The 22702-nt window shown below is 63.3% G+C and carries 18 protein-coding genes and 1 tRNA gene; 8 read left to right on the top strand and 11 right to left on the bottom strand.

The annotated features are described in order from the left end of the window. Window position 1: 1 nt before the first annotated feature. Genes M2334_RS16000 through M2334_RS15980 form a run of 5 tightly spaced genes read right to left on the bottom strand, consistent with a single transcriptional unit; the run spans window position 2 to window position 4717 of the window. Window positions 2-820 carry an urease accessory protein UreD gene (locus M2334_RS16000; RefSeq protein ID WP_264605941.1) on the bottom strand — a complete coding sequence of 273 codons (819 nt, stop codon included), beginning with the start codon at window positions 818-820 and terminating at the stop codon, window positions 2-4. Between the two features lie 2 nt (window positions 821-822). After that, window positions 823-2280, bottom strand: a complete 1458-nt coding sequence (locus M2334_RS15995; protein ID WP_264571429.1) for an aldehyde dehydrogenase family protein — start codon at window positions 2278-2280, stop codon at window positions 823-825. A 4-nt stretch (window positions 2281-2284) separates the two neighbouring features. Beyond that, window positions 2285-2701 (bottom strand): DUF3830 family protein, encoded by a 417-nt coding sequence (locus M2334_RS15990; RefSeq protein ID WP_264574216.1) that lies wholly within the window; start codon window positions 2699-2701, stop codon window positions 2285-2287. A gap of 17 nt (window positions 2702-2718) precedes the next feature. Next, window positions 2719-3915, bottom strand: a complete 1197-nt coding sequence (metC, locus tag M2334_RS15985; RefSeq protein WP_264605940.1) for a cystathionine beta-lyase — start codon at window positions 3913-3915, stop codon at window positions 2719-2721. A gap of 16 nt (window positions 3916-3931) precedes the next feature. Continuing rightward, window positions 3932-4717: an SDR family NAD(P)-dependent oxidoreductase gene (locus M2334_RS15980; RefSeq protein ID WP_264605939.1), complete on the bottom strand. Its 786-nt coding sequence runs from the start codon at window positions 4715-4717 to the stop codon at window positions 3932-3934. A gap of 159 nt (window positions 4718-4876) precedes the next feature. Here M2334_RS15980 and M2334_RS15975 point away from each other — a divergent pair, with 159 nt between their 5' ends. Genes M2334_RS15975 through M2334_RS15965 form a run of 3 tightly spaced genes read left to right on the top strand, consistent with a single transcriptional unit; the run spans window position 4877 to window position 9646 of the window. Beyond that, window positions 4877-5887 carry an isopenicillin N synthase family dioxygenase gene (locus M2334_RS15975; RefSeq protein ID WP_264574219.1) on the top strand — a complete coding sequence of 337 codons (1011 nt, stop codon included), beginning with the start codon at window positions 4877-4879 and terminating at the stop codon, window positions 5885-5887. Then, on the top strand, window positions 5871-7991 hold the full coding sequence (locus M2334_RS15970) for a hydantoinase/oxoprolinase family protein (protein WP_264605938.1): 2121 nt from the start codon (window positions 5871-5873) through the stop codon (window positions 7989-7991). Before M2334_RS15975 ends, M2334_RS15970 begins: the two co-directional genes overlap by 17 nt. Then, the gene (locus M2334_RS15965) at window positions 7988-9646 is read left to right on the top strand and encodes a hydantoinase B/oxoprolinase family protein (protein WP_264605937.1); all 1659 of its coding nucleotides are present in this window, start codon (window positions 7988-7990) and stop codon (window positions 9644-9646) included. Before M2334_RS15970 ends, M2334_RS15965 begins: the two co-directional genes overlap by 4 nt. Before the next feature lie 24 nt (window positions 9647-9670). Here M2334_RS15965 and M2334_RS15960 read toward each other — a convergent pair whose 3' ends face one another. Beyond that, window positions 9671-10660 (bottom strand): LysR family transcriptional regulator, encoded by a 990-nt coding sequence (locus M2334_RS15960; RefSeq protein ID WP_181560790.1) that lies wholly within the window; start codon window positions 10658-10660, stop codon window positions 9671-9673. A gap of 209 nt (window positions 10661-10869) precedes the next feature. Between M2334_RS15960 and M2334_RS15955 the strand changes: the two genes are divergently transcribed. Beyond that, a complete protein-coding gene (locus tag M2334_RS15955) occupies window positions 10870-11658 on the top strand; it encodes an SDR family NAD(P)-dependent oxidoreductase (protein WP_264571423.1) in 789 nt (262 codons plus the stop codon). Window positions 11659-11683: 25 nt separating this feature from the next. After that, window positions 11684-13108 (top strand): allantoinase AllB, encoded by a 1425-nt coding sequence (gene allB / locus M2334_RS15950; protein WP_264605936.1) that lies wholly within the window; start codon window positions 11684-11686, stop codon window positions 13106-13108. 134 nt (window positions 13109-13242) lie between these two features. Here the strand turns inward: allB and M2334_RS15945 are convergent, their stop codons facing one another. Continuing rightward, complete coding sequence (locus M2334_RS15945; protein ID WP_264605935.1) at window positions 13243-13827, bottom strand: YdeI/OmpD-associated family protein; 585 nt, start codon at window positions 13825-13827, stop codon at window positions 13243-13245. Window positions 13828-14428: 601 nt separating this feature from the next. Between M2334_RS15945 and M2334_RS15940 the strand changes: the two genes are divergently transcribed. After that, window positions 14429-14818, top strand: a complete 390-nt coding sequence (locus M2334_RS15940) for a MarR family winged helix-turn-helix transcriptional regulator (RefSeq protein ID WP_264574225.1) — start codon at window positions 14429-14431, stop codon at window positions 14816-14818. Window positions 14819-14884: 66 nt separating this feature from the next. On the opposite strand, the gene M2334_RS15935 is transcribed toward M2334_RS15940, so the two are convergent. From M2334_RS15935 to M2334_RS15925, 3 genes are all read right to left on the bottom strand, one after another. Beyond that, complete coding sequence (locus M2334_RS15935; RefSeq protein WP_264595301.1) at window positions 14885-15979, bottom strand: NADH:flavin oxidoreductase; 1095 nt, start codon at window positions 15977-15979, stop codon at window positions 14885-14887. Between the two features lie 128 nt (window positions 15980-16107). Next, window positions 16108-18648, bottom strand: a complete 2541-nt coding sequence (locus M2334_RS15930) for a TonB-dependent receptor (protein WP_264605934.1) — start codon at window positions 18646-18648, stop codon at window positions 16108-16110. A 122-nt stretch (window positions 18649-18770) separates the two neighbouring features. Continuing rightward, a complete protein-coding gene (locus M2334_RS15925) occupies window positions 18771-19274 on the bottom strand; it encodes a nuclear transport factor 2 family protein (protein WP_264605933.1) in 504 nt (167 codons plus the stop codon). Between the two features lie 610 nt (window positions 19275-19884). Between M2334_RS15925 and M2334_RS15920 the strand changes: the two genes are divergently transcribed. Next, window positions 19885-20475 (top strand): nuclear transport factor 2 family protein, encoded by a 591-nt coding sequence (locus tag M2334_RS15920; RefSeq protein ID WP_264605932.1) that lies wholly within the window; start codon window positions 19885-19887, stop codon window positions 20473-20475. Window positions 20476-20724: 249 nt separating this feature from the next. After that, window positions 20725-22020: a spinster family MFS transporter gene (locus M2334_RS15915; RefSeq protein WP_264605931.1), complete on the top strand. Its 1296-nt coding sequence runs from the start codon at window positions 20725-20727 to the stop codon at window positions 22018-22020. A gap of 485 nt (window positions 22021-22505) precedes the next feature. On the opposite strand, the gene M2334_RS15910 is transcribed toward M2334_RS15915, so the two are convergent. After that, window positions 22506-22597, bottom strand: a tRNA-Ser gene (locus M2334_RS15910). Window positions 22598-22702: the final 105 nt, after the last annotated feature.

The raw sequence follows: 22702 nt of genomic DNA, 5'->3' as shown, positions 1-22702 counted from the left end.
CTCAGCACCTCCACAGACCGGGCAGATCGGGCCGGCCCCGCAGCAATTTGAGCGATGCCGTCAGACAGCGACGCAGCGCTGGGGGATCCCGAGCGAGCAGTCGGACGGCGAGGATGCCGTTCCACAGACTTGCGCCGGCCAGCACATCGGAATGGTCCTCCAGCATGGCGCGCACCGCATTGAGGCGGGTGACCGCATCGCCGCCAATGGCCAGAAGCACCGCGCTGGCACGGGCGCCGTCGCCCAGCGCTGCGCAATCGAGTTGCAAGGCCGGTGCCTCGCCCAGCGCCAGCACATCGGCGTAGAGGAGTTTACCGCTGCGGCGGACCCGAACGCGATCGATCAGCTGGCCCGTCGAGCACTGCTCGCCCCGCGCAACACGCCCGAACACGACGGATTCGCACCAGAGCAGGGCTGAATCCTCCTCCAGTACGATCTGGGTGTCGCGCTCCAGCCGGGCGCCATCGAACAGGATGGTTTCCTGCGGCAGCCACTCTGCCCTGGCGCGGGGACCGACATGAAGGCGCGTGGCAACGGTGCAGGCGGGGCCGGTGCTGCCATAGACCTTCTCGGCGGCCTGCGTGGTCAGCAGCGATGCGGTATCCTCGGCCCACGCCACGCGCTGGTCGATGCTGTCTCCGCCGCACAGGCCGCCGGATGTGTTAATGACCACCGCCTCGACTGCCGGGCCGCGCGGCACGCGCACACGCAAGCAGCCGCCCTCCTGCCGGCGGCGCAACACCGTCTTGCCGGCGCGTTGCTCGAAGCGCAGCGAAAGCGTCCCATGGCTACGAAGGTAGGAGGGGACGGCCTGCAGCACCGTCAGACTGCCGTATCGATCCAGACGGACTTGAGCTGGAAATGCTCCTCGACATGCTGGCGGCCATATTCCCGGCCCTGCCCGCTGGCCTTGACGCCCCCGGAGGGCACGGCAGGATCGATGCGGTTATAGCAGTTCACCCACACCGAGCCGGCTTTGAGCGCGCGCGACAGGCGATGCGCACGGCCGACGCTGCTCGTCCACACGCCCGCGCCAAGGCCGAATTGCGTGGCATTGGCGCGGGCGATGACCTCATCCTCGCTATCGAAGGGGAGCGTGGCAAGGATGGGGCCGAAAATCTCCTCCCGCACCGCGCGCATCTCGTCATGCGCATCGACCAGCACCGTGGGTGGGAAGAAAAAGCCCTGATCATAATCCGCGCCGGAGAGTCGCGCGCCGCCGGACAGGGCTTGCGCGCCCTCGGCCAGCGCATCCTCCATATGCGCAGAAACCCGGCTTAGCTGCCGCGCCGACACGAGCGGGCCGAGATCGGTCTGCGGATCGAGGCCATCGCCGATCTTGAGATCGGCCGCGATGCGCGCGACCTCGGCGGCGAACGCGCGATGCACCGGGCGCTCGACGAACAGCCTTGTGCCGGCGCTGCACACCTGACCGGAATTGGCAAAGGCGGCACCGACTGCGGCCCGCGCTGCGGCTTCGAGATTGGCATCGGCAAAGACGATATTGGGCGACTTGCCGCCCAGCTCCAGCGACAGGCGCTTGAGATTGCCGGCAGAGGCGCGGATGATCTGCTGGCCGGTCTCCACCGATCCGGTGAAGGCGATCTTGTCTACGCCGGGATGCGTGGCGAGGGCGGCGCCGGCTTCCGTGCCGAAGCCGGTGACCACATTGAACACACCATCCGGCACGCCGGCTTCCAGCGCCAGTTCGGCAAGGCGCAGCGGCGCGAGGCTGGCATCTTCGGCCGGCTTGAGAACCAGCGTGCAGCCACTCGCGAGCACTGGACCAAGCTTGAGCACGGAAGCCCAGAGTGGGCCGTTCCAGGGGATGATCGCGCCGCAAACCCCGACCGGCTCCTTGACGGTACAGGCGAACAAGCCGGGATCGGAGGGGGCGTTGGTCGTACCTTCGATCGAACGGGCAATGCCGGCGAAATAGCGCAGCAGATCGACGAGCATCGCTACCGATCCGCGCGTGTGACGGATGGGAGACCCCATTTCCAGCGTGTCGAGCCGCGCGAAATGCTCGGCGTCGCGCTCAAGCAGGTCGGCGAGGCGCATCAATAACGCCTGTCGGTCGGCGGGAGAGAAGCGCGACCATGGCCCCTGCTCGAACGCCGCGCGCGCAGCGGCGACAGCGCGGTCGACATCCTGCGCCGTAGCGCGCGCGATATGAGCCAGCAGGCTGCCGTCGGCGGGGTTGATCGTCTCGAACGTCTCGCCGCCGCTCGCTTCCGTCCACTGGCCGTCGATCAGGAGCTTTTCGATGCGCGGCGCCATGCGATCAGCCCCTCACCCGGAAGCTGACGGATTGGGCGCCTTCCCACAAGACGGTGCGGCCGAGTTCGGGCAGATGCTCCAGTCCTTCGATGATCGTGAGGAAATGGATGCCCGCCAGCGGCCCCAGCTTGCTGGCAAAGGCCACGCCACCATAAGCGAGCAGGATCTCGCATTCGCTGTAGCCGCCGGGGTAGAAGATGAACTGGCCCGGCGCCGGATAGCGCGTGGGGTTCTCCCAGGGCAGATCGTATGTGGCATCGCCAAGCGGAATCCACACGCCCTCACCGCTCCAGCGGACGTGAATCAGCCTTTCGTCATAAGGCAGCATTGCCTTGAAGCGCGCGGCGGTCACGGGCGCCAGCTCTTCTTCCAGCTTGGCGACGAAGCTGAACGGGCCGGCGGTAATGTCGATCAGGGTCATGGGGTGTTCCATCAAAATCAGGCTGCGGCATGAAGCCGGGCGAAGCCGCTCTCGAGATCGGCGATGAGATCGTCGACCGCCTCTAGCCCGACATGGATGCGCACGGCCGGGCCAGGCGCGGACCACTCGGTCGCCGAGCGCAGCGTGTTGGGATAGGTCGGCACGACGAGGCTCTCATAGCCGCCCCAGGAATAGCCCAGCTTGAAGAGATCCATATGGTCCATGAAAGCCGCGAACTGTGCCTCGCTACATGCTTCCAGAACAAAGCCGAACAGGCCCGAAGCGCCGTCATAGTCGCGCTTCCAGATCGCATGACCCGGATCATCCGGGAGCGCGGGATGCATCACCCGGTGAACCTCCGGCCGAGCCTGCAGCCATTGCGCGATGGCAAGACCGGAGGCGTGATGCTGCTTCATCCGCAGTGGCAGGGTACGCAGGCCGCGCATCGCCATGTAGATATCGTCCGGCCCGCCGCAATAGCCCGAGGCCGAGGCCGTTCTCTTGACCGGAATGAAGGCCGCTTCGGTCGTCACGGCGATGCCGAGCATCAGATCGGAATGGCCGGAAATATATTTGGTCGCGGCATTGATCGACACGTCCACGCCATGTTCGAGGGGGCGGAAATTAACCGGCGACCCCCAGGTATTGTCGAAGATCGTCCAAATGCCCCGCGCGCGGCACTCCGCAGTGATGGCCGGCACATCCGTCATCTCGAAAGTGAGCGAGCCGGGACTTTCCATATAGACGACGCGGGTGTTCGGCTGGAAGAGATCGACGATGCCGGCGCCGACGTCGGGACGGTAATAGGTCACCTCGACCCCGAACTTGCGCAGAAAGCTTTCGCAGAAATCGCGTGCCGGGCCGTAGAGGCTGTCCACGATCAGCAGATGATCTCCAGCGGAGAGGAAGGCCGTGAGCGAAGCACAGATCGCGCCGAGGCCGCAACTCGTCGTGATGCCGCGATAGCCACCTTCCAGCAGGGTGATCGCATCCTCGAAGGCGCGTGTGGTCGCGGTGCCTTCGCGTCCGTAGGTGAAGCCCTCGAACGCGCCCGAAGCCCGGTCCCGCCGCGTTTCCAGCAGCGCATCCACGGATTCGAACAGGACCGTGGAGCAGTGGTAGACCGGCGGATTGACGACGCCAAAATTGGCTTCCGGATTGCGCCCGGCGTGCAGTGCCTGCGTATCGCGATGGAAGCCCTTGAGATCGGCCATGCTCTTGCTTTCCCCTTTAGATGACGGTGCCGGCATCCACGACGATGTCCTGCCCGGTGATCATGTTGCCTGCCGGCCCGACAAGATGGAAGAGCGCCGCTGCGACATCTTCCTCGGTGACGAGACGGCCCAGCACCGTGGTGGCGAGGAAGCGCTTGAGCGGCGCGTCCTCCGGCTCGCCATTGCGCTGCGCGGATTCACGGAACATGCGCGACAGGCGCTCGCCCTCCACGCCGCCCGGAGAGATGAGGTTGACCCGCACGCCATAAGGCGCGGCATCGAGCGCGGCGGATTTGACGAGGCCGCGCAGAGCCCATTTGGACGCCGAATATATGGCAAAGCCGGCGTTGCCCTTATGGCCATAGGTCCCGCCAATGGTGACCACGCGGCCCTCGCCCCGTTCCACCATGCTGGGCATCACTGCAGCCATGGCATTCATCACGCCCAGCACATTGATATCGAAGCAGGCGCGATAGTCTTCCGGTGTCGCCTCCCACACGGGACGGCGCGGCACGCCCACACCGGCCACGCAGACCAGAAGATCGATGGCGCCAAGTGGTGCGACGGCATCGCGCAAACCGGCTCCGTCGGAGACATCTGCCCCGACGGCCTGTGCATCGATGCCTTCCGCGGCGAGCGCGGCGACGGCCTTCGCGCCGGTGTCAGGATCGCGGCCGACCAGAACCAGCTTTGCACCTTGCCGCCCCAGCGCCCGTGCCAGGCCAAGGCCGAGGCCACGCGTGCCGCCGGTCACCAGCGCGGTCTTTCCGGTCAGATCGGGGGCATTCTTCATGTTAGTCATTCGTGGCATCATCCGCAGGGGGACTTCTTTTACATGCCTACCGCAAATCGGCCGCGCGGGAAGTTGATCATTCGGCGACAGGCCCGTACCTAAAAAGCACCGCTAGCCCCATCCGCGTTGTCCTAAACGAGTCACGGACAGCCATTGGAGTGTTCAGATATGAGCCGTAGCGAAAGAAGCGAGGACGATATTGCAGCAGCAGCTGCCGTGTCGCTGGACGAGATTCCCATCGTGGATTTCGCGCCTTTCCTGTCCGGCGACCCGGCCGCTCGCAAGGCTGTCGCTGAAGAAATCGCCTTTGCCTGCGAGAATATCGGCTTCTTCTATCTGACTGGCCATGGGGTGCCGCAGGCGGTGATCGACGCCGTGTTCAAAGCTGCTGCGGATTTCTTCGCTAAGCCCATGGCGGAGCGGGCTGAGGCATTCGCCACACCGGACTGGTATCGCGGTTACATTCCCATGCCCCCGCAACAGCCGCTCTCTCGCAACACCCGCATGTTCGAGCAATATCGGATGCAGCATGAGTGGCCGGCCGATCCGGACGACATGGAGCATGCGCGCATCTTCGATCAAATCAATCGCTGGCCCGCTGACATGCCGGAGTTCCAGGCGGCGGGTGAGGCCTATCTCGATGCCATGGTGACCCTTGGCCGCGAGTTGCTGCGTGCCTTTGCGATCGGTCTGGGTCTGGACGAGCATCGGTTCGATGGCTGGTTCAAGCATCCACCCTCGCAGTTGAGCATGAACTATTATCCGGTGTTGCCGAACGCGGCGGACAGCGACGTGTCCAACATGATTTCGCACACCGACGAAGGGCCGTTCACGATCCTGGCGCAGGGCGAGGTCGGCGGCCTTGAGGTCAAGCGGCGCGACGGCGCATGGATTCAGGCGCCGCCGCTGCGTGGCGCGTTCACGATCAATGTGGGCGACATGATGATGTGGTGGTCGAACGGCCGCTTCATCTCCAACTATCACCGCGTGCGCAATCGCACGGATGTGGAGCGCTTTTCTGTGCCCTATTTCGCCAATCCCGACCGCAATGTGACGGTAGCGCCGCTGCCGGAACTCGTTGGCGCAGACGGCCCCAGCTACCAGCCGGTGCGCGTTGCCGATCATCTCGCCCGTTTCTACAGCCAGCTCTCCAAGAACCCCCATGACGTCTATAACTGAGGCTGCCTCCCCCGCCGCTGCGGGGATCGGCGCGAAGATCGGTGCCGATATCGGCGGAACCTTCACCGATGTCGTTCTGGAGGTTGGCGATCGTCGCCATTCGACCAAGCTGCTGACCACCTATGACGCGCCCGAGCGCGCTCTCCTCGACGGGGTGAGCCTGCTGCTGGAGGAGGCCGGCATCGGGCCGGCGGACGTCTCGCTGGTCGTTCACGGCACGACGCTGGCGACCAACGCCCTGATCGAACGACGCGGTGTCAAACTTGCGCTGCTGACCACCGACGGGTTCCGCGACGTGCTGGCGCTCGGCACTGAAAGCCGCTTCGACCAATATGATATCGGCATGGAGAAGCCCGATCCGCTGGTGCCGCGCAAGTGGCGGCTCGGCGTGGCGGAGCGGATGGACGCGCTCGGCAACGTGTTGCTGCCGCTTGATGAAGAGGCCGTGCGCGCTGCCGCTGCCCAGTTCCGCGCCGAGGGTGTGGAGAGCGTCGCCGTCGCGTTCCTGCACAGCTATGTGAACCCGGCGCACGAGCTGCGCGCGGCGGAAATTCTGCGCGATGAAATGCCGGGTGTGGCTCTCTCGCTCTCCAGCGAGGTCTCGCCGGAGATGCGCGAATATGAGCGCTTCTCCACCACCACGGCCAATGCCTATGTGCAGCCGCTGGTCGATGCCTATCTGCGCCGGCTGCAAACGCGGTTGACGGAGATGGGCTTTGCTTGCCCGCTCTACCTGATGCTGTCTTCCGGCGGCCTGACCACCGTGGATATCGCCGCGCGGTTTCCCGTGCGGCTGGTGGAGAGCGGCCCGGCGGGCGGCGCAATCTTCGCCGCGTCCGTGGCCAGCGAATGCGGTGAGGACCGCGTGCTGGCACTCGACGTGGGCGGCACGACGGCCAAGATCTGCCTCATCAACGATGGTGCGCCGCAGACATCGCAGGTGTTCGAGGTCGGTCGCGCCCACCGCTTCCGCAAGGGAAGCGGCTTGCCGTTGCGCATCCCCGTGGTGGAAATGGTCGAGATCGGTGCCGGCGGTGGATCGATTGCCGCGGTGGATAGCGCCGGGCGCCTGACGGTAGGGCCGCATAGCGCGGGATCGGAGCCCGGCCCGGCCGCTTATGGACGTGGCGGCGAGCGCCCGACCGTGACCGACGCGGATATCACGCTCGGCCGCATCGACCCCAGCCGCTTTGCCGGCGGCAAGGTAACGCTGCACCCCGAAAAATCGAACGCCGCGCTGGCCGGGCTCGGTCTGTGGGATGGCAAGGCGGAGACGCTGGCAGTGGGCGTCAGCGAGATTGTCGATGAGACAATGGCGAGCGCAGCGCGTGTCCACGCCGTCGAGCAGGGCATGACGCTGGACGAGCGCACGCTGATCGCCTTCGGCGGCGCTGCGCCGCTCCATGCGGTGAGCTTTGCCGAAAAGCTCGGCATCGGGCGCGTGATCATCCCGTCGGGCGCCGGCGTCGGATCGGCGGTCGGCTTCTTGCGCGCGCCGGTTTCCTATGAGATTGCCCGCAGCCTCACCATGCGGCTCGATCAGGCCGATTTGACCCGCCTCAATGCTCTGCTGGACGAAATGGCCGCCGAAGCGCGCGGCCTCGTCAGCGCCGGCGCGACAGGAGCGGACCAGAGCGAACGCCGCGTCTGCTTCGCCCGCTATCAGGGACAGGGCTATGAGATCCCGTTCGCGATTCCGGCCCGCCGGCTCGGCGAGGCGGACATCGCCGTCCTCCAAGCTGGCTTCGAGCAGGCTTATCGCGCGCAATATGGCGGCATGGTGCTCGACCTTCCCATCGAAATGCTGACCTGGCGCGTCAATGTGAGCGCCAGCGGCTTCCGCGCGGGAGCATCCGGCACGGCCGCCGCAACCGGCACCGCCACGCCGGTCGGCAGCCGGCGCGTGGTCGATCCCACCAGCGGTCAGGCGATGGATTTCGCCCTCTACGCCCGCGAGACGATGCAGCCCGGCGAGCGGTTCTCCGGCCCGGCGCTGATCGCAGAGCGTGAGACGACCACCGTGGTCTCGCCCCGTTTCGACGGACAGATGGACGAGCGCGGCTATTTGGTGCTGACGCGCCGCGAGACAGGAGACGCCCGATGAGCGATGCGCTGACCGAACTGCGGATGCAGGTGATCTGGACGCGGCTGATCTCCATTGTCGAAGAGCAGGCCCAGACGCTGATGCGCACAGCCTTCTCGACCACGGTGCGCGATGCCGGCGATCTTTCCGCCGCGCTGTTCGATCTGGACGGACGACTGGTGGCAGAAGCGGTCACGGGCACGCCAGGGCATGTGAACTCCATGGCCGAAGGCGTGCGGCACTTCCTTGCCAAATTCCCGGTCGCGACGATGAAGCAGGGCGACCATTTCATCACCAACGATCCCTGGCTGACGGCGGGACATCTCCACGACGTCACCGTGGTCTCCCCGGCTTTCCATGAGGGGCGGGTCGTCGGGCTGTTCGGCGTGTGCTGCCATCAGGTCGATATCGGCGGCCTCGGTCAGGGGCCGGATGGCCGCTCGATCTACGAGGAAGGCTTGCAGATTCCGTTGATGAAGCTGGCCGACGCGGGGCGTATCAACCAGGATCTCATCGACATTCTCTGCCAGAATGTGCGGATGCCGCTGCAGGTGAAGGGCGACGTGCTCTCCTACATCACTAGCAACGAGGCTGCCGCCCGTCGCCTGAGCGCCATGCTCGGGGAATTCGGCATGGCGGATCTTTCACAGGTCGCGGACTACATCATCGAGCGCTCGCTGGCGGCGACGCGCGCGGAAATCGCCAAGCTGCCGGATGGCCAGTGGTCCAGCACGCTGGTGATCGATGGCTATGATGCGCCGGTGACCATCGTCGGGACGCTCACCATCGATGGCGACACCCTCTCGATGGATTATGAGGGCACGGACGGCTGCCTGCCGCGCGGCATCAACGTCGTGCTCAATTATTGCCGCGCTTACACCGTTTTCGGCCTGCGCTGCGTGATCTCGCCGGAAGTGCCGAACAATTTCGGCGCGCTGGAACCGTTTGAGGTCACCGCACCGGAAGGCTCCATCCTCAATGTCCAGCGCCCCTGGCCGGTCGCGGCGCGGCATGTCATCGGGCAGATGCTGCCGGATGTGGTGTTCGGTTGCCTCTCGCAGGCCATCCCCGAGCGGGTGCCGGCCGAGGGCTCGTCCTGCTTGTGGTCCGTGCAATTGCGCGGTCGGCTGCCGGCGGAAGGCAATGGCCGACAGGGCGATCCGTTTGATGCGATCTTCTTCAATTCCGGCGGCTCTGGCGCGCGACCCGGGCAGGATGGCCTTTCCGGCACTGCCTTCCCGAGCGGTGTACGCGCCATGCCGGTCGAGGTGACCGAGAGCGGTGCGCCCATCGTCATCTGGCGCAAGGAACTGCGTACCGATAGCGGCGGGGCAGGCGCGTTGCGCGGCGGCCTCGGCCAAACCGTGGAAGTCGGGATGCGCGATGGCAGCGGCTTTGAGGTGCTGGCGATGTTCGAACGGGTCGACCGCCCGGCCAGGGGGCGCGATGGCGGGCATGACGGCGCGGCGGGCACGGTGTCGACCTCCGGCGGCAAAATGATGCGCGCCAAGGGCCTGCAGGCGATACCCGCCGGCGAGCGGCTGGTGCTGCAGATCCCCGGCGGGGCGGGCCTGGGCGACCCAGCCCAGCGCAGGCCGGACAGCGTCCGTGCCGACCTGGATGAAGGCATGATTTCCCGCGAGAGCGCGAAGGCGATCTACGGCCAGGCCCTCTAGCACCGGCCCAGTCGGCCATGCTGGTCAGGCGTCGAGCGTGAACCCGTGGGCGGCATCGTCATCGTCCTCATCCATGGACCATTCCGCCGCCCCCGGCAGGGTCGGCAGGGACCGGCACTCATGAAGATCGCGCGCCATCTGTTCGGCGAACTTCGCTGCGACCAATGGCAACGGGCGGCCCTTGAGCTGCCCTAGCACCAGCGGTCCGTAGGTCCGGTCGATGTCGCTGATCCGGCGCACCGCGAACCGGGGATCATGGCGCCAGACATCGGCACCAATGTCGATTTGAAAGGTGATGAGATCGCCGCCGGCAACCAGTTCGCCCAGAAAGTCGAAGCTGTTGGCTTCCACCGCTACATTGAGCTTGGCTGAGCTTGAGAGCAGCCGGTTCTCGACGATTTCGCGCCCGCCAAAGGCCATGTCCGGCATGGCGACGTCATATTCTGCGCATTGCCGCAGACGCAGCACCTCATGCTGGGCGAGCGGATGGTCCGCCGCCATGACGGCGACCAAACCCTGACCGATCGACATGATCGGGTGGAGCTCCGACGAGCGAAGCGGACGGAAGATCAGCACGATATCCATTTCATAATCGATCAACGCGCGCACCGCCGTGCTGTGATCGGTCACGGAGAGCTTGAACTTCACATTGGGATGCTTTTCGCGAAAGCTGACGATGTGACGCAGGACGAAACTGCGGGCGACTGCCTGGCTGCAGGCAATGCGCACCTCGCCCCGCTGCAGACCTTCCAGCTCCTCGATCTGCGAGTAGACGCGCCGCAATTCGGAGGTCTGCATCCGTATCCAGCTGATCAGCACTTCGCCGGCGGCAGTGAGGCGGACGCCAGAGGTATGTCGCTCGAAAATAACGGCGTTCAGGTCATGCTCGACATCCTGAATGCGGCGGAGCAGGGCGGAGGGCGTCACGTTCAACCGCTCGGCCGCCTGACGGACCGAACCCACGCGCGCGACCTCATCGATATACTGCCAGATCCTCTGGTTGCGTAGCGCCATCAGCGACTCCGTTCGATTTTCGGCTACACCATGCCCCTGGTTTAGCACCACTTGGTCACCGGCACATCCCTTATGCACCGATGTATCGAATATCGTCTTTGAAGTCGGCTTCGGTCGAAACGCACCTCTTTAAAGTCGAATCGAATATCAGAAGTCAATATCAATTTTGATTCTGGTCTATTTTCGAACAATAACGTCACGGGCGGGCAATGAATCTCGATCTCGATAGTAAAGTTGTGATGATTACAGGCGCCGGGAAAGGTATGGGGCCTGCAATTTCACAGGCCTTTTCTAGTGAAGGCGCCAAGATCGTCATCCTTGGCCGTGATATGACTGCGCTGGAGACCCTGAAGGAAGAGATCGGGCCAAAGGCCTCCGTTACCGTCATCCGCTGTGACGTCACCAGTGCCTCCGACTGCGAAGCCGCGGTGAGCCAGGCCGAGACGGCGCATGGTCGTGTCGATGTGCTGGTTAACGTCGCTGGCGGCACCGGGCCTGTCGGCGACACCGCCTGGGAGACCACGCCGGAAGGTTTCGATGAAATCATCAAGCTCAACATGGGCGGCTGCTTTTTGATGATGAAGGCCGTCCTGCCCGGCATGATCGCGCGGCGCTATGGCAAGATCGTGAATGTCGGCGGCACCTTCGGCATGCATGGACGCGCCGGCCGCATGGCCTATTCCGCCTCCAAATGGGGTTTGCGCGGCATCACCAAGTCGACGGCGATCGAGGCTGGGCCTTACAATATCAACGTGAATATCGTCGCGCCCGGCATGGTTGATGGTCCGCGCTTCCGCACCAAGGTGATGCCGGGTATGGCCGAGGCAGCCGGGCGCAGCGAAGAGGAAATCATCGCCGAGCACGCTGCCGAATATGCGCTGCGCCGCATCAGCAGCGCGCAGGACGTGGCCAATGCCTGCCTGTTCCTCGCCTCCGACGTTTCGCGCCAGATCACCGGCATCGACCTGCCCGTCGATGGTGGCTGGGCCGCTCTCTGATCCTCTCATAACCATGGAACCCGCCATGAAAGCCGATATCGTCATCAACGGCGCCACAATCGTCACCGACAGCGCCATGTTCCCCGCCTCGATCGCGATCAAGGACGGCCTCATCCTGGCCATCGGAGCGCGGGAGGCGATGCCCGAGGCCGCCGAGGTGGTCGATGCGACCGGCAAGCACATTCTCCCCGGCGCCATCGACGCGCATGTGCATTTCCGCGATCCCGGCTACACGCACAAGGAAACCTGGGAAACCGGTACGGCCAGCGCTGCGATGGGCGGCGTCACCACCGTGTTCGAGATGCCAAACACCAATCCGCCGACGGGCACGGTGGAAGCACTCAACATGAAGCTGGAATCGGCCAAGAAGGCCTATGTCGACTTCGGCATCTACGGCCTGCTCGGCGAGGATAATCTCGACCAGCTCGAGGCACTGATCGAGGGCGGCGTCGCCGGCTTCAAATGCTTCATGGGCAACACCTTCGGCAACCTCCCATCCCCGCCGAGCGGTGCGATCCTCGAAGGGTTCGAGATCGTCGCAAAGCACGGCTATCGCGTGGCGCTGCACGCCGAGAATGCCTCGATCATGGCGCGTCGCTCGAAGAAGCTGCGCGAGCAGGATTGCTGCGACCCGCTGGCGCATCTCGACGCCCGCCCGCCCGTCGTCGCGGTGGAAGCGGTCTCGCGAGCGGCCATTCTCGCGGAATGGACCGGAGCGCGCATCCACATCCTGCACGTCTCATCCGGCGACGAACTGCGTCCGCTGCGCGAGGCGAAAGCCCGCGGTGTCGACATCACCGCCGAGACCTGCCCCCATTATCTGCTGCTCGATGAGCGCGCTTATACCGAGAAGAAGTCACTCATCCGCGTCAATCCGCCGGTGCGCGAGAAGGTCCATCAAGAGCAGCTCTGGCAGGGCGTTGCGGACGGCACGATCGACATGATCGCCACCGACCATGCGCCGCACAGCCATGCTGAAAAGCATAATGACGACATCTGGAGGGCTGACTGCGGCTTTACCGGCGTGCAGACGCAGATGCCGCTGATGCTCACCCAGATCGCCAATGGCCGGATGACGCTGACGCAATATGTCCGCATGACCTCGCTGGCGCCAGCAAAGGCATTCGGCCTCTATCCGCGCAAAGGCGCCTTGCTGCCGGGCTCCGATGCAGACATCGTCGTCGTCGACATGGAAAAGGCGGTCAAGGTCGACTCCGCGTTGCTCAAGTCCAAGGGCTCCTCGACGCCCTTCCAGGGTTACGAGACCAAGGGTGCCCCGATCCATACGCTGGTGCGCGGACGCTTCGTGATGCGTGACGGAGAGTTGGTGACGAGCGCGATGGGCCACGGCCTCAACGTGCGGCGCATCCAGCAGATGCCTGCGCCGACGCCGCGCAATACCCACACCACGACCAAGTCCATTCTCGAAAAGCGAGGCAAGCGCTACTGAAATAGGGCGCCTGGCGCGGCGAGCGTGACACCCGGTTCATAGCGGCGTGCTGTATTTTACATGAGGTCGGTTCAACAGCCGACCTTTGCGGTCCGATTTCTGCCCACCAAAGCTTGCCGTGTGCAGCCGGCAAGCTATCCGTAAATTGTCTCACCACGTTCCAGCATGGCGATGAATTCTGCGATTTTGCGCATACGCGTTTGTGCCCGCTTAGCCGTGCTGATTCTATAGAGGATGGCGTATCGGTTCGCGCCCGCGAGCGTCGCGAAAAAGGCAGCAGCCTTCGTGTTCGCGTTGAGAGCGTCTTGCAGGTCCGGCGGCACTTCAGCCTTGCTGGAAGAGGCATAGGCGGCATCCCATCGTCCGTCGGCTCTCGCCGCTTCTACTTCTTCTATCCCGCGCGCAGCCATGAGGCCCTCCGCGATGAGGCTAAGTGCGCGTGTTCGATTTGCCTGAGACCATTTGCTGCGAGGCTTGCGCGGCGTGAAACGGATCAGCCAACTGTGCTCGTCATACTTATCCAGTTGTCCGTCGATCCAACCGTGGCAGATGGCGGTGTCGATCGCTTCTGCCTTGGTTAAGGTGACAAGGCTCGACCCCCGCTTCGCAAACCGAAGCCATGCACCCTTGGCATCGGGTCCCTGACGCGACAGCCACTCGGCGAAATGCGTATCGGTTTCGAAAAGAAGGATTTGAAGACCGGATTTGGTACCACTCATATCAATATCCTAGGGTCCCACGAGCGGACTGAACAGGGTATGTGGGTCGGCGGGAGGGCGCCACATGTGGAAACTGCGCACCAGCGTTCATACGCCTTGTTCTGGACAAGGGGATGACTGGCACGCCTAGAACGCGCTTGAACGTCGTAGAGAAATTGTGCGCGCGTCACCGCCCAGATCCAGTGCCACGGACGTGATAGGCTCGCCCGCCGCCAGCTTGGAAGGCGGAACGGAAGGCGCCTGTTGGCGACGCTGCGTGAAATTCATGCCGGCTTCCCGCCGAACGATGCGCCTAAATCGGAGTCTGGTCATGCCAAGGGCGTCGGGCCATTCCTCATGGTCGCGGTCATGCAGCATATCAAACATTAGCGCAGCAGCGCGGTTCTCGACATCAGCTCAGCAGCCGACGATGTTTGATGCTCAGGCCTTGAGGTCTGGCGGCCACCCCGGTCATGTACTATTGTTCTCATTATCATTGGCTGGAACGTTACGATATATTTGTCGCTCTCGATAATTTCATCCAACTTCACCAATTCCGGGATAATATGTGAGCAAGCCTCCTAAATTGCCGAAGTACGAGCAGACGCTTTCAGCAGTTCTGTTGAGCGCCAAGGAAGCCGTGATACTGCCGATGCGGCCGAAGATGCGGGAGCATGACATTACCGAGCCGCAATGTCGGGTCATGCGGGTCATTAACGATCACGGCCCCACGGATGCGAGCCGGGTCGCTGAAATTGGTCAGTTGCACAAGCCCAGCGTCACTCGCATCCTGAAGGAGCTCGAGGCGCGCAATCTTGTGGCGCGCGAGACGGACAACCGGCGCCGCGTTCTGGTGGCTCTCACGCCCGACGGGCATGAACTCGTCAAGACGCTGACCTATGATGTCAGGCGGGTGATGGCGGAATATTCCGAGCGTTTTGGAGCGGAACGGCTGGAGCGCCTCATCAACGAACTTCGGGCGTTGACCGCGACGATCAGTGGCGTCGAGTAGCCCCTTGCAATGGCTCACCCGAAGCGATCCGCCCACGGTTTGGCGGATCGCTCCCGGCGAGCTGACTTAACGCAACTCAAGAATGGCCTCGCGGGTAAACGGGGCAATCTCGCCGAACCGCCCTTCGCGGACCTTTTCTGAAATTTGCGGTTCGCTCAGGATCGCCCGGCCGATGGCCACAAGGTCGAACTCATCGCGCTCGAGGCGTTCGACCAGTTCCCGCAAAGTGGGAGCGCCGGCCTCGGCAGTGTCCCCGTAGAAACTCTCTTCCAGCCCGATCGACCCGACCGTGATGCTGGGCTTGCCTGTCGCCTTCTTCGCCCACCCTGCCAGATTGAGGTCGCTGCCGGGAAACGCTGGCGCGGTAAAATTGCGCTGGGAACAGTGGAAGATATCGACGCCTGCATCCGCGAGCGGCCCGAGCCAGTCCGTGACCTCGGACGGGCTGGAGACCAGCAGCGTGTCATAATCCTGGATCTTGTACTGCGAGACGCGCATGCCGAGCGGCATATCTGCAGGAATAGCCGAGCGGACGGCCTGGACGATCTCCACGGCAAAGCGCGCGCGTTCGGCCAGCGTGGGGCCACCCCAACGATCGTCCCGGCGGTTGGTGCCGGCCCAGAAGAACTGGTCGATCAGATAGCCATGCGCGGCATGCAGTTCGATGCCATCGAAGCCGACGGCCTTTGCATCCGCGGCGGCGCGCGCGAAAGAGGCGATCGTATCGGCGATGTCGGACTCGGTCATCGCGTGGCCGAGCGGCTGGTCTGGGGCGGTCAGGCCGGAAGGCCCCTCGAAATTGTTCGGCCAGTCGGGCGCGCGTGGGTCCGGCAGGGCGCCGACATGCCACAGCTGGCTCCACATCCGCCCGCCCGCGTCATGCACCTCTGCCAGCACCTTCCGCCAGCCCGCCAGCCCATCGCCATGGATGCTGGGAAGGTCGGCATTGTTGCGCGAGAGGGGGCGGTCGATGACCGTTCCCTCGCTGATCAGAAGACCTGTTCCGCCTTCCGCGCGCCGCCGATAATAGGCTGCGACCTCATCGGTCGGGATGCCACCGGGGCTTTTGGCGCGGGTCATCGGCGCCATGACCAGACGATTGGGCAGGGTCAGCCCGTTCACCTGGAAGGACGCATAAAGAGGCGAAACATCAACGGTCATTCTTCAACTCCAGTTTGCCATCGACGCGATGGCTCGGGACAATGGCGTCCTCTACAGGCTGGCTCGCTGCGAGCGGATGCGGGTGCGACATGGCTGCCGCACCCGCATTCTGCCCGTACCGATGAGGCTCAGAACCTCTTCTTCACGGTCACGGCCCATTCCCGCGGACGGCCGGGTTGCGCGATGGAGAAGCCCGCCGCACCGCTCGACCGGTCGAAGCCGGTCAGCAGATAATATTTGTCGAACAGGTTCGTGACTTCAGCCGAGACGTCCAGGTCTCCATCTGCATTGCTCCACGTCAGTCGGGCATTGGAGACGACGTAGCTGTCGATCAGGCTCGTCGGCAGATTGACGCCGAAGTAGATCTCGTCCTGGAACGAGGTGTCGATGCGTGGCGTCAGTGACCCCGCATCGCCAAGATCGATCTCATATTGCGCTCCGATGCTCCACTTCCAGCGTGGCGTATAGAGCGGATAATCGCCGAACTGCGGGCCGGCCGGGTTGCCCGGGCCACCGACCGTCGCCGTGCCGAAGGTGCGGAAACTGGTGTAATCGAAATCGACGAAGCTGACGGCGCCGTCGATCATCATGCCCTCGACCGGCCGGACCGAAGCCTCGACCTCGAACCCCTTCACATCGGCGTCGCCCGAGTTGGTGATGAGGTTGCAGGGCGAACCCAGCGTCGCGCCCACGATGGCGATGCAGTTCGACAGGCTGAGCTGAATGTCGGAATATTTGGAGAAGAAGAAGGCCGCGTTGAGCCGCACCCGCCGGTCGAACAGGTCGCTCTTGAAGCCGAGTTCGTAGGTCGTCTGCTTCTCCGGTCCGAAGGGCAGCACCTGCGCGAAGTTGAAGGGGCGGGGATTGATGCCGCCGCCCTTGATGCCTGTCGCCACCTGACCATAAATCGAAATGTCAGGCGTGATCTCATATTGCGCATTCAGGCGGTAATCGAAATTGGTGCTGATCGGGCCATCATAGATGCCCACGCGGCCATCCAGCGCACCGACCGCCGAGCCAGCGGGCAGGGGGCTGCCATCCGGCAGACGGCGACCGAATTCATAGCGCTTATACTCATCGGTATAGCGCAGGCCCGCCGACAGGGTCAGCCGATCGACTGGCTTCCATGCAAGGTGGAGAAACGCCGCCTTGGTGTTGGCATCGGTAGGATCGTTGTTGAAGAAGGCCGGATCGGTCGTGTAGCGAATATCGGAACCGGCGAGAATGCTCGAGAACTGCTTCATGTAGAAGCCGCCGACTGTATATTGGAGGGCATCCTCGAAGAACGATCCGTTGAGGCGCAGTTCCTGGGTGAACTGCCAGTAACGCAGCTTGCTGGTATTGTTCTGGTGTGCGAGCGGCGAGAGGTCGTCGTCCGCATCCCATTTGGAATGATAGGCCCGGTAGGCCGTGATCGAGACCAGTTGCAGATCGTCCGACAGATCATATTCGATCTGCCCGGAGATGCCCCAACCCTCGTAGGTGAGCCGGCCGTCATAATAAGTTCCGGCCCTCACGCCCCCGGTGTTCGCGAAGGCGCCCTGAGGGCCCGTCGAACTGTCCGGCGCGCCGATATAGGTGGCGTAATTGCAATAGTTGCCGCAGACGAAGCGGGCGTCATAAGGAATGACCCCGCCAAAGGGGTTGATATCCGTCGCGCCCCGCGGATTGCCGGGCAGCCGATCCGTGAAATTCGGACTGCGCCGAACCCCGGCGATGCTCCGGTCCAGCAGGACGTTGCCGGCATTGACGCGGTCCTCATTGGTGTAATCGACGGCGATATTGATATCGAGGTCGCTGCTTGGCTGAAAGCGCAGCTGGCCGCGCGCCGCCGTGTATCCCACACCACCCTCGCGGCCGAGTTCGCAGTTGTCGGACGCCGTCATGCGCGGGATGCCGCCTGCAGGATTGATCGGAACCGTCGCGCCAGCATTGTTGACGACCGTCGTCGGGCCGCCAGCAGGGAACAGGCAGCCAAAATCCAGCCGCTTGATATAGCCGTCTTGCTTCTTGGAAACGCCGGCGATCCGCGCGCTGATGGTATCGGTCAGCTTGAAGTCGGCCGATCCACGCAGGTCGATCCGGTTGCGGCTGCCATAGGTCGCGGCCACATAGCCGGTGTTCGATCCGGTCGGCCGCCTCGAGTAGAGCTTTACCGCGCCGCCGATCGAGTTCTTGCCGGCCAGCGTGCCCTGCGGGCCACGCAGGATCTCGACCCGGTCAAGATCGAGCAGGTCGAGGATGGAACCAGTCAGCGTCGCATAATAGACGTCGTCGACATACAGGCCCACGCCGGGTTCCAGCGCGGCGCTGAAGTCTTGCTGGCCGACGCCACGGATGTTCCCGACGAGCGAGGAGCCATAGGATGCGCCCTGCGGCTTGAGGGTGACCGAGGGCGCCTGATTGGCGACATCGGCGATGCTGGTCTGGCTGCGCGCTTCGAGCATCGCCCCGGATACAGCGGTGATGGCCAGCGGCGTGTCCTGCAGGTTCTGCTCACGAAACTGCGCAGTCACCATGATCGTCTCGACGTCTCTGGCCGTCGACGCGCTCTCGGTCTGACCGCTGGTCGAAGCCTGCGGCGCCTGCGCGCCAGCGGCGCTCGACAAGGCGATCCCCATCGCGAACAGACTGGTCCGGCAGACGATGCCCTTTCCTTTCTTGGTCATGCTCATCTCTCCTCTCGTTTTTCTTTTCGGTGCGGCCGCCCTTTGATCGGGCGGTCCTGTGGGCGATCGTCTTTCTCAGCGCGACCGCCCAAAGTCGTTCTCAGGCGCGGGTTCGGCTCGGCTCAGCTGAACCGCTGGTAGGAAATGTCGGTTTTGTCGGCCTGCCCACGCAGCGTTGCCGGGTTGTTTTCGGAACCGAACGGCGTGCGCGGTCCGGTGTGGGTAAAGTCGAGAACGGCCCAGCGTTCCGCGATCTTCCATTCTCCCTCGCGGCGCTCGAAGCGGTGGACATAGCGCCCGAACATCTGGTTGAGCTGGGCGCCGGCATTGTGGATGGCATGGTAATAGGCCTCACACCAGGCGGTGTCCCCATCCACTTCGATCGAGATATTCGTCACATGGTGCTGGGTGCCGCCCGGTGCGACCAGCGGCATGCGCTCGACCGCGGCTTTTGCGAAATCATGCGCCAGCCGGTCGTGCCCGGCATGATGATCGATGGCGTCGGAATGGAAGGCCGACATGATGAGGTCGACGTCGCAGCGATCGACACCGCGCCAATAGCGGCTGAGCACCTTGGTGATGAGACGCTCATCGATCATCTCCTGCAGACTAGATTCAGAATTCACGCAACCACTCCATTTCTAGAAAGCGCGCGCCAGAAATCCGGCATCGCGCTCATGCCCCATCGCTTTCGCGCCTTCGCCTGAAGCCGCGCGGCAACGAATGATCAATGATGTCGACACTTGCCTTTCCGGTTCTCACCGCCTGTCACAGGGCCACACAGCTGGCCTTGCGTCTGCGCGTTCAGAGCGGACCGTCGCACGGCCTTACATCCTCCCTCATCCACAGCCCTCCTGCTCGACTCGCTTTGCGGGCTTGGCATCGAGTTAACATGATAACTGCTAGCCGGCAACATGATTGATCGCCATGGTCGAGGAGGCAGGATCGCCGGCCGATGTGATCTTAGCGTCCCCAAAGCTCTAACCGTCGAGATGTCGTCGCGCCCGGACAATTGCGAGATTGCTAGTTAAAATATTGATATATCTGTTTATAATTATCAGAATCTCATTCTGTTGATCGAAGCCTGCCTGCCCATGCGAGGCGGGCCCAGGCTTCCGCACTGCCACGCGCGATATCCGCTTGACACCTGAGGGCCTCAGCGACACATTGAATTAACGTGATAACTAAATTTCAGAAGGTGGCCTTGGCTTGGCTGCCTTCCAGGATGCTCGCGACATGACGAGCGCTGGTGCCGATGTGACAAGAGAGGATGCCGTGATGGCCAATATCGATTCCCCCGATCTTCAGGCGCGCCTCGAGCGCTTGCTCGACATGGAAGACATTCGCGAAGTCCTCCGCCGCTATACTCGCGGTCTCGACCGTCATGACGATGCGGTCATCGCCAGTGCTTTCTGGCCGGACGCGGAGATCAATTATCTCGACGATTTTTCAGGGCCGACAGACGCGTTCGTAGACTGGGGCAACCAGCGGCACGAAGAGCGTTATGTCTGCCACCAACATCACATCACCAATGTGAACATCGATCTCGACGGGGATCGGGCGCATGTCAGCAGCTATGTGATCTACATGCTGCGCCAGAAACAGGATCTGCAGAACATCGGCAGCGGCCGGTACATAGACCAGTTCGAGCGCCGCAATGGTGAGTGGCGGATTGCCCTGCGGGAATTCCTGCCGGAAATGGGCGTGACCGTTCCGACGGGCCCTCGTCGCGAACTCGCGAACCCGCCGGGCAATGGACGGTGGGACAGGGACGATATCTCCTATCGCCGCCCGCTCATGCGGCGGGATTCATCCGGTTCAGCATAACCGTCTGAACCTGTCGTGCTGCTGAGAGCGAATCTTGCACGCGGCATCCGTCTGCGGCCATGATCGAGGCAGCCGCAAAACATCGGCTGTTGGAAAGCATAAGCGCGCGCGAGGGGAAGCAAGGCCATGTCCGGTCCTTCGACCACGCCAGATCGAGAGGGTGATATCATGCAGGCTGAAGGCCTTCCAAAGCCTGCAGGCAAGTCGCAATTCGGGCCTGGTTATCGCGCGTGGCTACTCGCTCTCACCATGGCGGTCAGCGCATTCGGCTTCATTGACCGGGTCATCGTTGCCACGCTGGGCCAGGCGATCAAGGACGACCTGGGTCTCTCCGATTTCCAGCTCGGCATCCTGAGCGGCCTCAGCTTCGCCATTCTCTACAGCACAATGGGATTGCCGATCGCGCGACTGGCCGAGCGCCGCAGCCGGATCAATATCATCTCCATATCGGTCGCCCTGTTTTCGGCCGCGACGGTGGCCTGCGGCATGGCTGCAAATTTCTGGCAGCTCTTCTTGTTACGCGTGGGGGTCGGCATCGGCGAGGCCGGCGTGCAGGCGCCCGCGGTTTCGCTCCTCGCGGATCATTTCCCCAAGGAGCGGCGAGGGGCCGTGATGACCGTCATGAAGCTCGGCAACCCGGTCGGTTCCGTGATCGGTGCGCTCACGGCGGGGTGGATAGGATCGACCTATGGCTGGCGCGCGGCGATCATCTGCATCGCAGCGCCCGGGCTCGTCGTGGCGCTTCTCTTCCGACTGACACTGCGAGAGCCGCCACGCGGCCTGTCCGATCCGGATCTTGCAGAGGCAAAGAGCGAACCACCCCCGCTGCGGGCGGTGCTCAAGATGATGGCCGCCCGGCCCGAGTTTCGCCACATGCTGATCGGGTTGGCTCTCGTCACGCTCGGCATGTATGGCTCCGGCGCCTTTTATGCGCCCTTCTTCATGCGTGTGCATGATTTGAGTTTGAGCCAGGTTGGCGTGTTCTACGCCGTCCAGAGCGGCATCGCGGCGACGCTGGGCCTCGCCATCGCCGGATTTGGCGTGGACCTGATTTCGAGATGGGGCGCCCAATGGTATGCGCTGCTCCCCGCGCTCGGCGTGCTGGTCGGCGCGCCGTTCACGCTGGCAGGCTATGGCGTGGGGCATCCCATGCTGGCACTCGTTTTGCTCATCAGCGGCGCCGTTCTGGCCTTCTTTCACAATGTGCCGACGCTTGTGGCCTTCCAGAATATGGTGGGGCCGAGAATGCGCGCGACGGCGGCGTTTGTCTTCTTCTTTGTCACCACCTTGGTCGGGGTCGGCTTGGGGCCCGCGCTCATCGGTTTTATCAGCGATCTCTATGCCAACGCCCTCTTTGCGGATGGAAATTATGCCGCACTGTGCGGCAGCAAAACCGTTTCGACCGTCGCCGCCGTTCAAAGCGCCTGCACCGCTGCGTCCACAAGCGGCATTCGTTATGCGCTTATGACGAGCGTTCTGCTGCCTGTGTGGTCTGCGCTCCACTTCTTCCTCGCGGCTCGGGCGATCCGGCAATCGGGCTCTTGAGTGGTAGTTTATGACGCCGTAGCCGATCGCCGCCTTCGACTCTTTCGGCCTGCATAGTTGCGGTCGGACTAGACGGGACAGTCGACCGGAACCGAGGGGCTGCTGGCCCGGCGTGGGCCGCTAAAGCGGTGCTGCGTCCATGGGTCGTAACGAATCGTTGGTTATCGGTGCGGCCAATGTAGGCAGAACTGCCCAAGAGCGCGATGGCGCTACGCGGACCGGAATAGCCCAAGGGCCAAGGCCGCGCAGATGGTCCCCATCCAGACCCAACCCGGGCATTCACGTGAAAAGCCACGCCACAGGCGAAGGCCTAGGAAAGAGCGAAGGTTTAGAGAGTGCGGCTATGCTATGGCCGCAGGTGAAATCAGTTCCAAAACCGGCTGAGTGCACGCGATTTCCGACAAACTACTGCGGGCGCGCAATTTGATAAAACCGGAGTTCGCGCATTCAGGCTAGATTGACGGGGATCACTAAGATCCAGGATCTGGCGGAGACGGAGGGATTCGAACCCTCGGTAGCCCCTTAAGGCTACGACGGTTTAGCAAACCGCTGGTTTCAGCCACTCACCCACGTCTCCGCGCTCACCGGGGGAAGTGGCGTCCCGTACCGGCTGAGAGCGGCCTATAAACAGGCTGTTCGTGCATGGCAACGCCCGGTATCGCCTGTTTCTCGAAAGGCTGCA

This window comes from Sphingobium sp. B11D3D (genome assembly GCF_025961755.1).
In the GTDB taxonomy this organism is placed as follows: Bacteria; Pseudomonadota; Alphaproteobacteria; order Sphingomonadales; family Sphingomonadaceae; genus Sphingobium.
The sequence above is the reverse complement of the archived record's forward strand: the minus strand, read 5'-3'. Positions and strand labels throughout refer to the sequence as shown.

Excerpts from the sequence above, each read along its gene's own strand:
- M2334_RS15995 (WP_264571429.1), bottom strand. The coding sequence starts at position 2,280 with ATGGCGCCGCGCATCGAAAAGCTCCTGATCGACGGCCAGTGGACGGAA.
- M2334_RS15990 (WP_264574216.1), bottom strand. The coding sequence starts at position 2,701 with ATGACCCTGATCGACATTACCGCCGGCCCGTTCAGCTTCGTCGCCAAG.
- metC (WP_264605940.1), bottom strand. The coding sequence starts at position 3,915 with ATGGCCGATCTCAAGGGCTTCCATCGCGATACGCAGGCACTGCACGCC.
- M2334_RS15980 (WP_264605939.1), bottom strand. The coding sequence starts at position 4,717 with ATGACTAACATGAAGAATGCCCCCGATCTGACCGGAAAGACCGCGCTG.
- M2334_RS15975 (WP_264574219.1), top strand. The coding sequence starts at position 4,877 with ATGAGCCGTAGCGAAAGAAGCGAGGACGATATTGCAGCAGCAGCTGCC.
- M2334_RS15970 (WP_264605938.1), top strand. The coding sequence starts at position 5,871 with ATGACGTCTATAACTGAGGCTGCCTCCCCCGCCGCTGCGGGGATCGGC.
- M2334_RS15965 (WP_264605937.1), top strand. The coding sequence starts at position 7,988 with ATGAGCGATGCGCTGACCGAACTGCGGATGCAGGTGATCTGGACGCGG.
- M2334_RS15960 (WP_181560790.1), bottom strand. The coding sequence starts at position 10,660 with ATGGCGCTACGCAACCAGAGGATCTGGCAGTATATCGATGAGGTCGCG.
- M2334_RS15955 (WP_264571423.1), top strand. The coding sequence starts at position 10,870 with ATGAATCTCGATCTCGATAGTAAAGTTGTGATGATTACAGGCGCCGGG.
- allB (WP_264605936.1), top strand. The coding sequence starts at position 11,684 with ATGAAAGCCGATATCGTCATCAACGGCGCCACAATCGTCACCGACAGC.
- M2334_RS15945 (WP_264605935.1), bottom strand. The coding sequence starts at position 13,827 with ATGAGTGGTACCAAATCCGGTCTTCAAATCCTTCTTTTCGAAACCGAT.
- M2334_RS15935 (WP_264595301.1), bottom strand. The coding sequence starts at position 15,979 with ATGACCGTTGATGTTTCGCCTCTTTATGCGTCCTTCCAGGTGAACGGG.
- M2334_RS15930 (WP_264605934.1), bottom strand. The coding sequence starts at position 18,648 with ATGACCAAGAAAGGAAAGGGCATCGTCTGCCGGACCAGTCTGTTCGCG.
- M2334_RS15920 (WP_264605932.1), top strand. The coding sequence starts at position 19,885 with ATGACGAGCGCTGGTGCCGATGTGACAAGAGAGGATGCCGTGATGGCC.
- M2334_RS15915 (WP_264605931.1), top strand. The coding sequence starts at position 20,725 with ATGGCGGTCAGCGCATTCGGCTTCATTGACCGGGTCATCGTTGCCACG.